The sequence below is a fragment of the Pseudoalteromonas sp. S16_S37 genome (assembly GCF_014694405.1).
In the GTDB taxonomy this organism is placed as follows: Bacteria; Pseudomonadota; Gammaproteobacteria; order Enterobacterales; family Alteromonadaceae; genus Pseudoalteromonas.
In genome coordinates this window covers 129,629-142,938 of sequence record NZ_JAAUWV010000005.1, presented here as the reverse complement: position 1 = coordinate 142,938, position 13,310 = coordinate 129,629, and the positions used below count along the sequence as shown (strand labels likewise).

At 42.6% G+C, this 13,310-nt stretch carries 13 protein-coding genes; 9 read left to right on the top strand and 4 right to left on the bottom strand.

What is annotated here, in order from left to right:
* Positions 1-7: 7 nt before the first annotated feature.
* On the bottom strand, positions 8-670 hold the full coding sequence (locus HC733_RS04630) for a hypothetical protein (RefSeq protein ID WP_446727615.1): 663 nt from the start codon (positions 668-670) through the stop codon (positions 8-10).
* Positions 671-896: 226 nt separating this feature from the next.
* Between HC733_RS04630 and HC733_RS04625 the strand changes: the two genes are divergently transcribed.
* The 4 genes from HC733_RS04625 (at position 897) to HC733_RS04610 (ending at position 5,167) form a co-directional block, all read left to right on the top strand.
* Complete coding sequence (locus HC733_RS04625) at positions 897-3,458, top strand: intermembrane phospholipid transport protein YdbH family protein (RefSeq protein WP_190363872.1); 2,562 nt, start codon at positions 897-899, stop codon at positions 3,456-3,458.
* Positions 3,455-3,634 carry a YnbE family lipoprotein gene (locus HC733_RS04620; RefSeq protein ID WP_190363871.1) on the top strand — a complete coding sequence of 60 codons (180 nt, stop codon included), beginning with the start codon at positions 3,455-3,457 and terminating at the stop codon, positions 3,632-3,634. Before HC733_RS04625 ends, HC733_RS04620 begins: the two co-directional genes overlap by 4 nt.
* Positions 3,635-3,644: 10 nt before the next feature.
* Positions 3,645-3,965, top strand: coding sequence for a YdbL family protein (locus tag HC733_RS04615; RefSeq protein ID WP_190363870.1), 321 nt, complete (start codon positions 3,645-3,647; stop codon positions 3,963-3,965).
* Between the two features lie 341 nt (positions 3,966-4,306).
* On the top strand, positions 4,307-5,167 hold the full coding sequence (locus HC733_RS04610; protein ID WP_190363869.1) for a hypothetical protein: 861 nt from the start codon (positions 4,307-4,309) through the stop codon (positions 5,165-5,167).
* Positions 5,168-5,212: 45 nt separating this feature from the next.
* On the opposite strand, the gene HC733_RS04605 is transcribed toward HC733_RS04610, so the two are convergent.
* Positions 5,213-5,764, bottom strand: a complete 552-nt coding sequence (locus HC733_RS04605) for a DUF1415 domain-containing protein (RefSeq protein WP_190363868.1) — start codon at positions 5,762-5,764, stop codon at positions 5,213-5,215.
* Between the two features lie 8 nt (positions 5,765-5,772).
* Complete coding sequence (waaA, locus tag HC733_RS04600; RefSeq protein ID WP_190363867.1) at positions 5,773-7,035, bottom strand: lipid IV(A) 3-deoxy-D-manno-octulosonic acid transferase; 1,263 nt, start codon at positions 7,033-7,035, stop codon at positions 5,773-5,775.
* Between the two features lie 147 nt (positions 7,036-7,182).
* Between waaA and HC733_RS04595 the strand changes: the two genes are divergently transcribed.
* From HC733_RS04595 to hldE, 3 genes are read left to right on the top strand one after another with little or no spacing between them, the layout of a single operon-like run.
* Complete coding sequence (locus HC733_RS04595; RefSeq protein WP_190363866.1) at positions 7,183-8,634, top strand: capsule assembly Wzi family protein; 1,452 nt, start codon at positions 7,183-7,185, stop codon at positions 8,632-8,634.
* A gap of 54 nt (positions 8,635-8,688) precedes the next feature.
* Complete coding sequence (locus HC733_RS04590) at positions 8,689-9,279, top strand: D-sedoheptulose-7-phosphate isomerase (protein WP_190363865.1); 591 nt, start codon at positions 8,689-8,691, stop codon at positions 9,277-9,279.
* Positions 9,279-10,736, top strand: coding sequence for a bifunctional D-glycero-beta-D-manno-heptose-7-phosphate kinase/D-glycero-beta-D-manno-heptose 1-phosphate adenylyltransferase HldE (hldE, locus tag HC733_RS04585; RefSeq protein WP_190363864.1), 1,458 nt, complete (start codon positions 9,279-9,281; stop codon positions 10,734-10,736). The genes HC733_RS04590 and hldE overlap by 1 nt, the downstream gene beginning before the upstream one ends.
* Before the next feature lies 1 nt (position 10,737).
* On the opposite strand, the gene HC733_RS04580 is transcribed toward hldE, so the two are convergent.
* A complete protein-coding gene (locus HC733_RS04580) occupies positions 10,738-11,454 on the bottom strand; it encodes a 3-deoxy-D-manno-octulosonic acid kinase (protein ID WP_190363905.1) in 717 nt (238 codons plus the stop codon).
* A 124-nt stretch (positions 11,455-11,578) separates the two neighbouring features.
* Here HC733_RS04580 and HC733_RS04575 point away from each other — a divergent pair, with 124 nt between their 5' ends.
* Positions 11,579-12,625 carry a glycosyltransferase family 9 protein gene (locus HC733_RS04575; RefSeq protein WP_190363863.1) on the top strand — a complete coding sequence of 349 codons (1,047 nt, stop codon included), beginning with the start codon at positions 11,579-11,581 and terminating at the stop codon, positions 12,623-12,625.
* On the top strand, positions 12,622-13,173 hold the full coding sequence (gmhB, locus tag HC733_RS04570) for a D-glycero-beta-D-manno-heptose 1,7-bisphosphate 7-phosphatase (protein ID WP_190363862.1): 552 nt from the start codon (positions 12,622-12,624) through the stop codon (positions 13,171-13,173). The genes HC733_RS04575 and gmhB overlap by 4 nt, the downstream gene beginning before the upstream one ends.
* The last annotated feature ends 137 nt before the right edge of the window (positions 13,174-13,310 follow it).

Here is a 13,310-nt window from a genome sequence, read left to right as displayed (position 1 = left end):
AAACTGCTTAATTTAAGTTTTGTGTATCGTAATACAGTGGCTTTAAAGAGCCACAATTAACAAATTTGAGGGTCAATTCACTTGCAGGGGGAACGCGCTTAGAAGTGCGAAATTTTTGCATACAGGCACTGGTTAGGTCGACATAAATTAAATGACTAAAGCTGGGGCGCTGCTGAATTTTATGGATATAAATTCTCCCGTCGTTTGAAATTGGGATCATGTCATATTCTTGCCATTGTGAAGAGGGCGTTAAGTCCGAGAGTGCTCGAGAATAGAGTTTCTTGGCAAATACAATGGGGGCGTCGCTAAGTAACAGACTGCCGCCTTGTGCGTAATGTCCACCGTAAACATCCGCTTTGACTTCTACTTCTTCACCGCGCATTAAACGTTCAATATTAAATTTTTTAGGCTTTATCGTTACCAGATCAGAATCTCTAACGAGGCTTAAAAATGCCACGCCAGGGTTTTCTAATTTATAAACGACTTGAACATTATTTGGAAAATCGTAGGCAGGTAGATTAGTTGCGTAAATACTGGCACCTTGGTTTAGCAAGACCATCGGATGCTCACCATAATAAGCTGGATTGAGTGGTGGGGGCTCTTTTTTTTCTTGTTTGGCAAAAGCATGTAAAGCAGTCACACAAAGCATTGTTGCAAGTGTTATTTTTATTAACGTCATAGTAAAAAGCCTGTTGCTATGATAAAGGTCACCACGGTGAACAATTGACCTATTCTGGATTGATAACGAATTTAATTTACACGCAAGTATAAATCATTATTCCGCCTTAGGCGATTTACGCCCTAATACTACAACTTATTACAATTACGTTGTCACAGTTGCCTTGTTTTAATTTATCATTAGCCTATCGCGCAACAAGGTAAAGGACATCAAGCATATGATAGTTAAGTTTTTTAAGTGGCTTATCGTTATCTTGTGCGGTCTTTTTTTAGCTCTTTATGTAGCTCGTGAGCGATTGGCAGTGATGATTGCAGAGCATTATTTGGCACCTCAGCAGATTTCAGTGAGCTGTTTAAACTGGTCGTTCAGCAGTTGGAAGCAAATTAATGTTCAGCAACTTTGCTTGGATAATCAGCATGTATCACTACGCCTCGATAATACGCAGATCACTCAGGAGCGTATTCATGTAGTCAACTTGGTAGCTCAGTTAGTGCTCTCAAGTGATGATACACAAAAGCAGCAACAAACGGTTTGGCAACCTCTACAGCTAACCCTACCGAGTAGACCGCTGTTAAGTATTGATAATGTAACTATTGCGAGCGATAAGGCGATATCAGCTTTGTTGCCTCAAAAGCTAAATGTGTCTTTGCAAGAGAATAAGCTTAATCACTTCTCAGTCAGTGGTGATGTGCTCTCAGAAGTGGTTTTGCAAGACAACTTAGTCAATGTTGCGCTCAAGCTCAGCAGCCCAGCGCTACAAAACCAGTTACCAACCCCGATTAGCGCTTTACAAGGTGTTGCTCATATAGGCTACTTTGGTGATAGAGTGAATTTGCACATCGATCACACTGTGGCTGCTAACTTAGAGCACCCAACATGCGGTGCCCAAGTTACAAGCCAAGGTAGTGGACAGTTTTCTTTTGATATCAACCAACAGCATTTGATAGCCGATTTATCTAACGCTGACATTGTATTCAAGCCAAGCGAGTGTACCGTTTTACAAAAGGAACCATATCGTGAAGTGCTGGGCGCGATGCTAAATCAACCATGGCATTTAAGTATGCCTAGTCAACTTTTGTGGCAGGGAACAAGATTGACCACTGAGCGCTTGATATTAAGTAGCGATGATGGTGAAACTACAATTTCAGCCAATACCATCCGTGTTGATAGCCAAACCTCTCAAGTAGATGCCGCAATATCTATTGCACATCAAAGTGAGCGTTTGGGCAAGTTGCAAGTTGAGACTCCGATAGAAATTGTGGGTGGGCTAATAAATGGTACGGGCGAGTTGGAATATTATAGTGACACGCTGCCAGAGTTACTGGTTCAAGCTGAAAACATTGGGTTAGATGGGCGCATTCGCTTTGAAATTGGCGCTCATCAATCGCAATTTGCGCTTGATATGCAGGGACGTGCTAAGCAAGTGCAGTATGACGATGTTAACATGCAAAGCGCTAATGTAAGCATCAACACACAAGTGACAGTCGCAGATCAAGTTTCAATGCAGGGCAAACTTATCGCCCAAACAGACGAGCTTAACTATCAACTTATGAGCGCTCAAAAAAGTCAGCTACAACTGGAAGTGGATATTTCAAAAAATCAGCAATTAGAGGCATCGGGAAGCCTGGCCAGTCAGTTATTGCAAAGCCAATCGATGCAAGTTCGGGGGATAAGTTCTCAATTTGCTTTGTCGGGCAATATTGGCAAAGGGGAAGTGTTTACTAAGCTTTCAGCGCAAACAAAATTAGGCTCACTGAAAACACCTAAGTTAGAAGTTAATAATATCAGCATCGATAGCCAAGGCCAGCAAAGTCGTACAGGAGTGTATGAACACTTTATAAAAGGTGGTGGAGTTGAAGCGGTGTTTAAGCATCAATATTCGCCGTTAGCACACCCTTATCAGTTAGTGGTAACGGCTAAACCGAGTGTGCCTTTGCAGTCTGTGCTCAACGCATTCGAACCCAAATTAAAACTAGTAAAAGGGGATATCAGCGCGCAAGCAAAAGGGGATATCAATCTACAAAACGCTGACTTTACTGTTCACATAAACGAATTATCTGCTTTGTATGATACGCATTATGTAGAGCAAATTAACACCGTCATCGCCGGTCAATATAGTTCAGGCAAGATTAATATTCCCAGCTCTAAGGTGCTCATAGGGCAGGTACGCTCAGGTGTGGTGTTGTCGAATATATCTACTTGGTTGCATGTTGATGAAGGAGATGCATATTTAAGTGATATCAATGCCAGTTTGTTTGACGGTAACGTAAGTATTGAGCGGTTAAACTTATCTTTGCAACCTCAGCAGGTGCAAGTTAAAGCGCAGTCTCTGGATTTAGGCTTAATCGCACAGGCAGGCAGAGAAGCGGGCATTGAACTTAATGGTAGAGTGTCTGGTGTGTTTCCCATGAACATAGTGGATGCGAAAGTAAGTATTGAGCAAGGCAAATTACTCAGTATTGGTGAAGGAAAGCTACAAGTTGCGCAGAATGCTTCTATCGAAGCATTGAAGGCACAACAACCTAGCTTGAAATCAGTGATTGGTGTGTTAGATGATTTAACGATTGATCAACTAAGCAGTGATGTTGCATTGACCCCCGATGGCTGGTTAACGCTTGGCGTGCAGATAGTTGGTGAAAACAAGCAACAAGCGCAACCGGTGAATTTTAACTACACACACCAAGAGAACATATTTACGCTTTTTCGGGCTTTGCGTTTAACTGACGAGATAACCCAAAAAGTAGAAAATGCTTTAACTAAACAGGAGCAAAGCCAATGAAATGGCCCCTAATTTTGATAAGCTTGCTGGCACTTTGTGCCTGCACGCACAAAGTTCAGGTTGAGACTAAAGAGCCGATCACTATCAACTTAAATATCAAAGTTGACCATGAGATCCGTGTCAAAGTTGACAAAGAACTTGATGATTTATTTAGCGACGACAGCGAGTTATTTTAAGGAGAATATGATGAAAGCAAACAAATTAATCATTGCAGTGGCGGCGCTAGGTATGGCTTTTTCTGCATTGGCGTTAACACTCGATAGCGCCAAAGAGCAAGGCTTAGTAGGTGAAACTGAGTCTGGTTATTTAGCCCCAGTAAACGGCAATGCACAAGTACAAGCGTTAATTTCAGATATCAACGCTAAGCGTAAAGAAAAATATCAGCAATTGGCTCAAAAAAATGGCCTCAGCTTGTCGCAAGTTGAGGCGTTAGCAGGTAAAAAAGCCATTGAGAAAACATCTGCTGGCCATTTTGTGCAGGTAAATGGACGTTGGGTTAAAAAGTAAGTTAAATACATTGCAGTACATGGGGCTCATTCAAGTACCCATGTATCCCATGCTTTTACGCGCTTCACAGTCAGTGGCTTACCAGACTTGAGGTGAGGCGCCAATTCGCTACCACCTTTTTTCTCTATCCAGTCTATATATCGCGTTCTTTGCCAAGTCGTAAGTTGAACAACCTCCCATTGTCAAAACTAGCCATGAATGGCTGCACTTCAATATGTGTGATCACTTACGCAGGAATGGGATAACACGACATTGCGCTGCGGTAAAAAGAAATATATAGTTAACTTAGAATTTACATTGCGAAGCTCTATTTTATTAATTTACTTTACAAGGAAACTAAGATGAAAAACCTTAGGTTAACAGGAACGTTTATTGTTTTATGTGTTAGTGCGTTTACAATTAGCGATAAAAGTTTTGCCGCAGATACTATTGCGTTGTGTAATGACTGTTCTGAGCAGCAAATGGAAACCAAGGCGGTGCAGCATGCCCCTAATGGTGGCAAAGTACACGTTATTGATGTGATCGGCAATCAAGTCCGCGCTTATGAAACTAAGAGAGAGCAAGGTTTGGTGATGTACTGGTCTGCACCTGTAAAGCAATCGATAAAAGAAGGCGTTCAGCACATTAGAAATGCCAAAAATACCATAGAGGATTTGGCCAGAGGTCATGTCAACTTGGAGCAATTACGCCCCTACCTTGGCGCTTACTCTGATATACAGACAGCACACACAGTTGCTAAGTCTGCGAATCAAAAAGCAGCTATTAGTCGAGCGCTCACGGACTACTTTACTGGAAATATTGCTGGTGCGTTAACCTCAGCTTCAGTAAGTTTGGGGACGGCTATTGTTAATCAAGCTTTAACGGTGAATCTTGCGATTAATGTCTATTTTCCTAATGATGGCACTACGTACTCCTTTGTGTTCAAAGGAGCTATTAAAAATGTAAATGGGGAAGTATCGCTATGGTTTGAGCCTATAAATCACTCAGGTCGCGACAAAGGAGTGCCATTGAGCGAATCAAGCAGTTATGCAGATTATCAAGCAAATGGCCCCGATGATGCGTTACAGCGTATTATTGATCATATGATTGCATCTGGTGTTGATGTGTATGTCGGCGGGACACCACATCGAGGTGGAAGAGTGACAGTCACGAGTATTCGGTGCAGTAATGAACGCCCTAAAGGGTGCAAAGCGGTTAGATAAGCTCAACCCTGCAAATTAGGTGGGGAGGCTTTAGCATCCCCATCGTCATTTATGACATTTCATTAAAAGCAGCTGCCAAAAGGCCTCGCCCTTTCTACGTGCCAAACGAATATTATTTTCTGGGATACTTTCTGGGTCATCATAGCTTTCTATAGCTTCAGCCATACTTTGCTCGCGAATTAAATGTAACGTAGGATACGGTGCGCGGTTTGTGTAATTTGCTGCATCGTTATCATCACTGTCGGCAAATACATAGTCAGGGTGAAAGTTGGCTATTTGGTAACGTCCTTCATAGCCTTGTACTGCTAACATGGCATTGGCTAAGTCGACTAGGTCTAAAAAGTCGGCAAAATCGCAAAATCCATCTTCAAACATGAGCAAAGTTGTTTCGCGTTCAGGGTAACTATCTAGTGCGGCGCATTCCTCTAGCATATCCATAACAGCATCATCATGACTGGTTGCTTTTGAGACCTGATAGTGAATAGTATTTTGTTCAACTTCTTTGCGTGCAAAGGGGCAAAAATTGTATTTAACGATCACTGAGCTTACCCAGTTTTGCATAACTTGTTTGGCAGTTAATGGCGTGTGTGTGCTCATAAGTATGATTACCTTTGCAAATGGTGGCTAATTAATGTCAGGGTTTTGTCTATTGCGCCTTGATTTCGAGTCAGGCAGTCAAGTGCATTCATCCCTAAAGCTGCACGTTTAGTTGCGTCACTGAATAACTCAATAATAGATGCAGCAAGCTCATCGCTGTTGTTTACAACAAGCGCGCCTTTAAGTGCGAGTAACTCGGGGTATACATGAGCAAAATTATAGGTATGTGGACCTGTTAAAATAGGCACAGAGAAAGCTGCTGCTTCTAGTGGGTTATGTCCACCACGTTCAATTAAACTGCCGCCAATGTAAGCAACATCAGCGCTACCAAAGAGCATTTTTAATTCGCCAAGCGTGTCAGCTAGCAATACCTGGCATTTGTTATCAAAGGATTTGCTTCGACAACTGTGGCTTAATGAAGAGCAGGTGAGTAGCTCATCTACTTTTGCAAATTGTTCGGGGTGACGTGGCGCAATGATCAGTAAGGCATTTGGGTGTACTGCTAATACTTTTTGGTGGGCGCTGAATACTTGCTCGTGCTCCCCTGGGTGAGTTGAGCCTGCAACCCACACTGGTCGCTTAGCAAACAGTGTTTTTAGCTCATTCGCAGCAGCTTTTTCCGTATCACTTAATTGAATATCAAATTTGATAGAGCCTGTTACCGTGATTTTGTTTGGCGCTAAACCTAAGGCAATAAAGCGCTCAGCGTCTTGCAGGTTATGGCTTGCCAATACATCAATATTTTGCATGATGAATTTGCTCAAAGGTGCAACCTTTTTGTAGCCACGAAATGACTTTTCTGACAAACGCGCATTCAACACTTGTACGATACAACCTCGCTCTTTTGCATGAGCAAATAAGTTTGGCCAAAGCTCTGTTTCAAGTATCAAAAGTAGCTTTGGTTGCAAACGGTTGATAAAACGCGCAGTTGCATAGTAAAAATCTATGGGCAAATAACAGAGTGTTATCTCGCTACCTAAGCTTTGCTTAATTTGTGCTCTGCCCGTTGGAGTATTACATGTAACAATTAAATGCTCGTTAGGATACGTTTTTTGAAAGGCTTTAATAAGAGGGGTTGCAGCTAAAACCTCACCGACAGATGCGCAGTGAAATACGACCGCATGTTGCGCTAGTTGTTTGTTGTAAAAGCCCAACCGCTCTAAAAAGTGCTGACGGTAACCCGCATTTTTTTTGCCACGAATACCATACAAATAAATAAAAATAAATGGTGAAAGAAGCGCAAGCAGTAGTGAGTATAATAATCGAGCCATGGCACCAAACAGCTATTTAAAATGCTATTTTAGCGTGTTCGGGTGTTAAATTGAAATAGACTAACAAAATTACACATTTGTAGGTGTGCGCCACAGGCGGTTATTTGCTAGTATGGCGACACTTTTATCATTTATGCTTGTATATTTATGTCGTTAAAACTTTCAACCTGTATTGCAGGTCTCGTACTGTTTTTTTCAAGTTACAGTTATAGTGCGCCTACCGCTTATTTGCCGATAGGTAAGGATAAGTTGCTTGAATATCAAATCGATCGCATGTTTGCTCTGACCGAAGGTGTGCCGATGGCGAAGCCATACCGTATCAGTGAAATTAATATGGCACTGCGTAAATTACATGGCTTGAATCGACCTTTATATGACAGCATTCGTACTCGTTTAGCGCCTTATTTCAGCAAGGATGATATTACGCGCCAAGGTGTCAAGTTACGCTATGATTCTGGCGAGATTGTTAAGCTTGCTAACGATAGAAGCAATACCTCGCAAGAATATGCGGAATTATCGTTGGAAGGGGTTTGGCGTGGCAGTGAAAGTTCATTACTACAGTTAGGCTTGGATTATCGTGTGCGCCAAGGTGATTTGGTGCCTTACAACACGTTTTATGCGCTCGGTGGTGATACCTTTCAGCTAAACTTGGGCTACAAGGAGCACTGGTTTTCTCCTTTTAAGAGCTTTGCTCAAGTGTATTCAAATAATGCTCAACCTTCACCTTCAGTATCTTTAGGATTGATAGCGCCTTTAACAAACTGGTGGAACTTTGACTTTGAGTTATTTTATTCAGAGTTAGAATCGGTAGAAAATGGCATTTTATACCAAGGTAAATTGCACTCAGGTAAGCCTAAACTAGCGGGTACACACTTTAGCTTAGAGCCGATTGATGGTTGGACTATTGGTGTAAATCGCATGATGCAATTTGGTGGTGGGCCAAGAAAAGTCAGTACCAGCGATATCATTAAAGCTTACTTTGACCCAGCAGGTTCTGATAATAAAACAGCCGAATTGAGTCAAGATGCTGAGCTGGGCGACCAATGGGCAACAATCACCAGTACGCTTCAAACTAACTTTTTTATGCCCGCTGAATGGTATTTTGAGTATGGCGGAGAAGATACCAAAGAGCATAAAAACTACCAGTTTGGTAATACTGTCGCGAGTTTTGGCCTGTACTTACCACAACTCACCAATACGACTACTTTGCGTTATGAGTACACCAATATGCACAGTCTTTGGTATGAAAATGAGATTTACCCCGCAAAAGGGAATACCATCAAAGGTGCTGTAGTAGGTCATTTTGCAGGAGACATGCGGGTATTTGGTGACTCGGCACCAAGCCAAATTCATACCCTTGAAATGACCCTAAGTGACAATGTGAATTCAATGTGGCGCGCTAAGTATACGCAAGTGAATAACGAAAGTGGTCATGTAAATGAGTTTGGCGAAGTCGGCAGTAATTACGAAAAAGCACAAGCATTGCAAATTAGTAATAGCCGCATCATTGATAAGCGCCAAGTTGAGACCACATTGACGGTTGGTAAAGATGTTTTTGGCCAAAGCTATACTTGGCTATCGCTCAATGTATACTGGTAGTTACACGATATAATTAAAGAAATCATACCCAAATTCGGGAATATAGGAACGAATATGTCGCAAAACGATAAAATCGAGCAAAGCTATTTAGAAAGCTTAGAACGTCACAAAGCTTTGTTTGACACTATGGCAAACTACCATCAAGAGTGTTTAAGTTTATTAGAGGCGTGCCAAAGTACGTTAGCGCAAGGCGGTAAGGTGATTTGGTTTGGTAACGGTGGCAGTGCTGCGGATGCGCAACATTTAGCCGCAGAATTTGTGGTACGTTACAAGCTTGAACGTGGCCCCTTGGCATCAATCGCTTTAACAACAGACACTTCTATTCTTACTGCGCACAGCAATGATTACCATTTTGATACCGTGTTTGAACGTCAAGTACAAGCATTGTGTAAGCCTGAAGACTTAGTTATTGGCTTAACCACATCAGGGACTAGCAAAAATATCAATTTAGCTTTGGCTGCTGCCAATGATATCGGTGCCAATACAGTGGCGCTCACTGGTCGTGATGGTGGTGAGGTAAAAAATATCGCCAAGTTACCAATCATCATAAAAAATGATGAAACGGCTCGTATTCAAGAAGCACATATGTTTATTGGTCACTGGCTATGTGAAGCAGTAGACATGTTGGTTGCGGAGCAGCTGTAATGGATTTTTCACGCTTACAAAAATTAAACCAAGCGCGTGTTTTGGTTGTGGGCGATGTAATGCTTGATAGATATTGGCATGGCGATACTGGACGAATCTCTCCAGAAGCACCCGTGCCAGTTGTGAAAGTGAGTAGTCTAGAAGACAAAGCCGGTGGCGCTGCAAACGTAGCTAAAAATATCGCGCACCTAGATGGTCAAGTTGGCTTACTGGGTTTAATTGGTGAAGATGATAATGGTCAATCACTACTGCGTATTTTAGAAAGTGAAAAGATTGCTTCACAGTTAGTGACAATTGAAGAGCTACCAACCATTGCCAAAATGCGTGTGATCAGTCGCCATCAGCAAGTTGTGCGCTTAGACCTTGAAGAAACGTTTACTGAGCAACACAGTCGTTTGCTACTGGCTCGTTTAGAACAATTACTTGATGATTACGACTTTGTTTTATTCTCGGATTATAACAAAGGCGCGTTGAGCGCTATCAAAGAGATGATAAGTCTAGCTAAAGCTGCTGGCAAAACAGTGCTGATTGACCCTAAATCAAGTGATTTATCTCTTTATCGTGGTGCAGATTACATTACTCCAAATATGAATGAGTTCAAATTAGCCGGTGGTAAAGTAGATAATGAACAAATACTTACGCAAAGTGCAAGGCAGTTGATCTCTGAAAATGGGATTGGTGCTATGTTACTCACGCGCTCTGAACAGGGAATGTCCTTGATCTCAGCGAGTGAAAAACATGACTTTCCTGCGCAAGTTCAAGAGGTAAGCGATGTAACAGGGGCCGGAGATACGGTCATTGCAACGCTCACCACGATGTTGGGTGCGGGTATGCAGCCTAAAGATGCGGTGGAAGTGGCCAACATTGCTGCAGGTATTGCGGTGAGTAAACTGGGGGCTGCCACAGTATCACCTGAAGAGCTTAGCCGTAAAATGGGCCAATATCTGCGTGAAACCGGTGAGCATTACCAAACGCCGTTTGATGACGTGTTAAAGCACATTTCATTTGCTAAGAAGAACGGCGAAAAAATAGTATTCACTAATGGCTGTTTCGATATTTTACATGCTGGTCATGTGCGTTATCTGGCGCAGGCCAAAAGTATGGGCGATAGATTGGTTGTTGGCTTAAATAATGATGAATCAATCTCACGCCTAAAGGGGCCAGAAAGACCGATCAACTCGCTTCGCGAACGTGCTATGGTGCTTAGCGCTTTATCATCCGTTGATTGGGTGATCCCATTTGGTTCGGAAGCCGAGAATGATACGCCTGCTAAGTTAATTGAGCAGGTGAGCCCTGATATTCTCGTCAAAGGTGGTGACTACAAAGTAGAAGACATCGCAGGGGCCGATTATGTGCTTAGTCAGGGGGGGCAAGTTGAAGTGCTTGCGTTCTTAGATGGTTGCTCTACCTCGGGCATTATCGAAAAAGCAAAAATGGGTAAATCGCAAAAGTCGTGATTTACCCGATGATTGTTTGGTAAGCACTCAGCAGTGTTTGCCAATCATGTTCTGAAAAATAAAAGGTCGGCCACTTGCCGGCCTCTTTATTACATGAACGTTTTAAACGCTCTATATTTGCCTGTTGCCATGTAGCTTGCGGTTGACGCAGTTGCCCGCGGTCAAAATCAATCAAGTACACCTTGCTATTATCGCTAAACAAAATATTGTTGATGTTTAAATCGGCGTGATATACCCCTTGCTTATGAAACTTTGCAATAGTACGGCCAACGAGCGAGAGTTCTTGCTCTGTGGCTTGGCGTGTTTGTAACAATTCACACAAACTTTTAGCACCGGGCACGGCAGAGGTGATCAAATCGCCTCGATATATCAGCCCTTGTACAGTGACTTTGGCTGCTACAGGTGTGGGCACTGGTAGACCCAATTTATCAAGTGCACACAGCAGTTTAAACTCCTGATATACGCGCGTTTTTTTTAAACCACAAAAAAAGTACTGATCTGAAAGCAACTTACCTATTAAGCCACCACGCCAATAGTGTTTGAGTACATTGACTTGTGCATTGTGCTTATAAAACCAAGCAGTTGCGCGACCTTCTTTAGTTGTCACAATTGCGTTTAATCGTTGCCAGTGAGCAGGGTCAAACCACTCAAGGGAGACGTCGCTGGTGGTTTTTTCGCTGGCAAGCAAGTAATGGCTATTTATTTTGGTAATGTTCATCAAACATATGTAGATAGCAAATAATGGCACAAGTGTACCGCGTTTTTTATTCGCCTTAAACTTGCAAAGCATATTGATTAATTTAAGATCGCACACCTAACAAGTTTTAATTGCAGGAAATTTGGTGTCTTTTTCTCCTCGTTCTATTTGTATCCTCAGGCTTTCAGCGATTGGTGACGTGTGTCATGCGGTTGCGGCTGTGCAAGCCATACAAGCGACATACCCTGACGCATCTATCACTTGGGTGATTGGTAAAGTCGAAGCCATGTTATTGGCAGACTTACCCGGCGTGAATTTCGTTGTTTTCGATAAAAAGCAAGGTAACGCCGCATACAAGGCACTGAAGCAGACTTTTAAAGGTCATAAGTTTGATGTGCTGCTGCACATGCAAGTTGCGCTCAGAGCGAATCTTGCTGCACGTTGCATTCCTGCAAAAGTGAAAATTGGCTTTGATAAAGGTCGTAGTAAAGAGCTGCATTCTCTATTTGTTAATCGCAGAATTGAGCCACAAAGTGACCCGCATGTACTGGAAGGATTCCAAAATTTTGCCCGTGCTATTGGTGCTAAATGCGATAAGCCAACGTGGAATATGCCGGTGACTGAACAAGACAGGCAACATGCTCAAGCCTTGTTAGCTGATTTAAACGCGCGAATTTTTGTGATTTCTCCTGCTGCAAGTAAAGCTGAGCGTAATTGGTTGCCAGAGCGTTACGCGGCACTTGCTGATCATGCTGTAAAGCAGGGCTTTTCTGTGGTGATCACAGGGGGACCAACTCCGTTTGAAGAGAACTTAGCGGCTGAGATCATCAAACATGCAGCATGTGATATCAAAAACCTTGTTGGTAAGACGCAACTCAAGACCTTATTGTGTGTGCTTGAGCGAGCCTCACTGGTTTTAGCGCCTGACACTGGCCCCGCCCATATGGCGGTAACGGTTGGTACACCAGTAATAGGCTTGTATGCACATTCTAATCCTGCGAGAACGGGGCCTTATTTGTATCAAGATTATGTGGTTGAGGTGTACCATAAAAACTTGTTGACGCAAAAGGGTAAAACAGCGCAGCAACTCCCTTGGGGAGTGCGTGTCAAAGGCCATGATTTAATGACGCAGATAACCACAGAGCAAGTGATCAACATGTTTAACCACGTAGTGGAGGTTGAGAGCCTATGAGCAATAAGCAAAAAGCCATTTTTTTAGATAGAGATGGGGTTATCAATGTTGATCACGCCTATGTGCATAAAATCGAAGACTTTGAATTTATCGATGGTGTTTTTGAAGCATGTCAGCAATTTGTTGCTAAGGGCTACATTATTGTTGTGGTGACCAACCAATCTGGTATTGGTCGAGGTTATTATAACGAGCAGCAGTTTTCTCAACTGAGTGATTGGATGTGTGAAGAGTTTGCTAAACATCGAGTCAATATTTCCAAGGTTTATTACTGTCCTCATCACCCCCATAAAGCGCTGCCGCAGTTTAAACAAGAGTGTGACTGTCGCAAACCAAGCCCTGGTATGTTGACTCAGGCGATTGAAGAATTTGATATTGATGTGACCCAAAGTGTCATGGTTGGAGATAAATTATCAGACATCGAAGCTGCTCGTGCAGCAGGGCTTGGCAAGGCTATTTTAGTGGAGTCTGGGCAAGCGTTTTCTGATACAGTAAAAAGCCAAGCTGATCATGTCTGCGCATCTTTAAAACAGGTGCCAAATTTGTTGTAACTCATCTCATAAAGATTTCACCCAAGCGGATTGCACGAGATAATCACAGTTCGTGCAATTGCGGTTTGAACCTTTTACAATAGCGACCCAATATGATTTGCCCTGTACCTAATGCTAACGCGTTGAGTACATAGGGA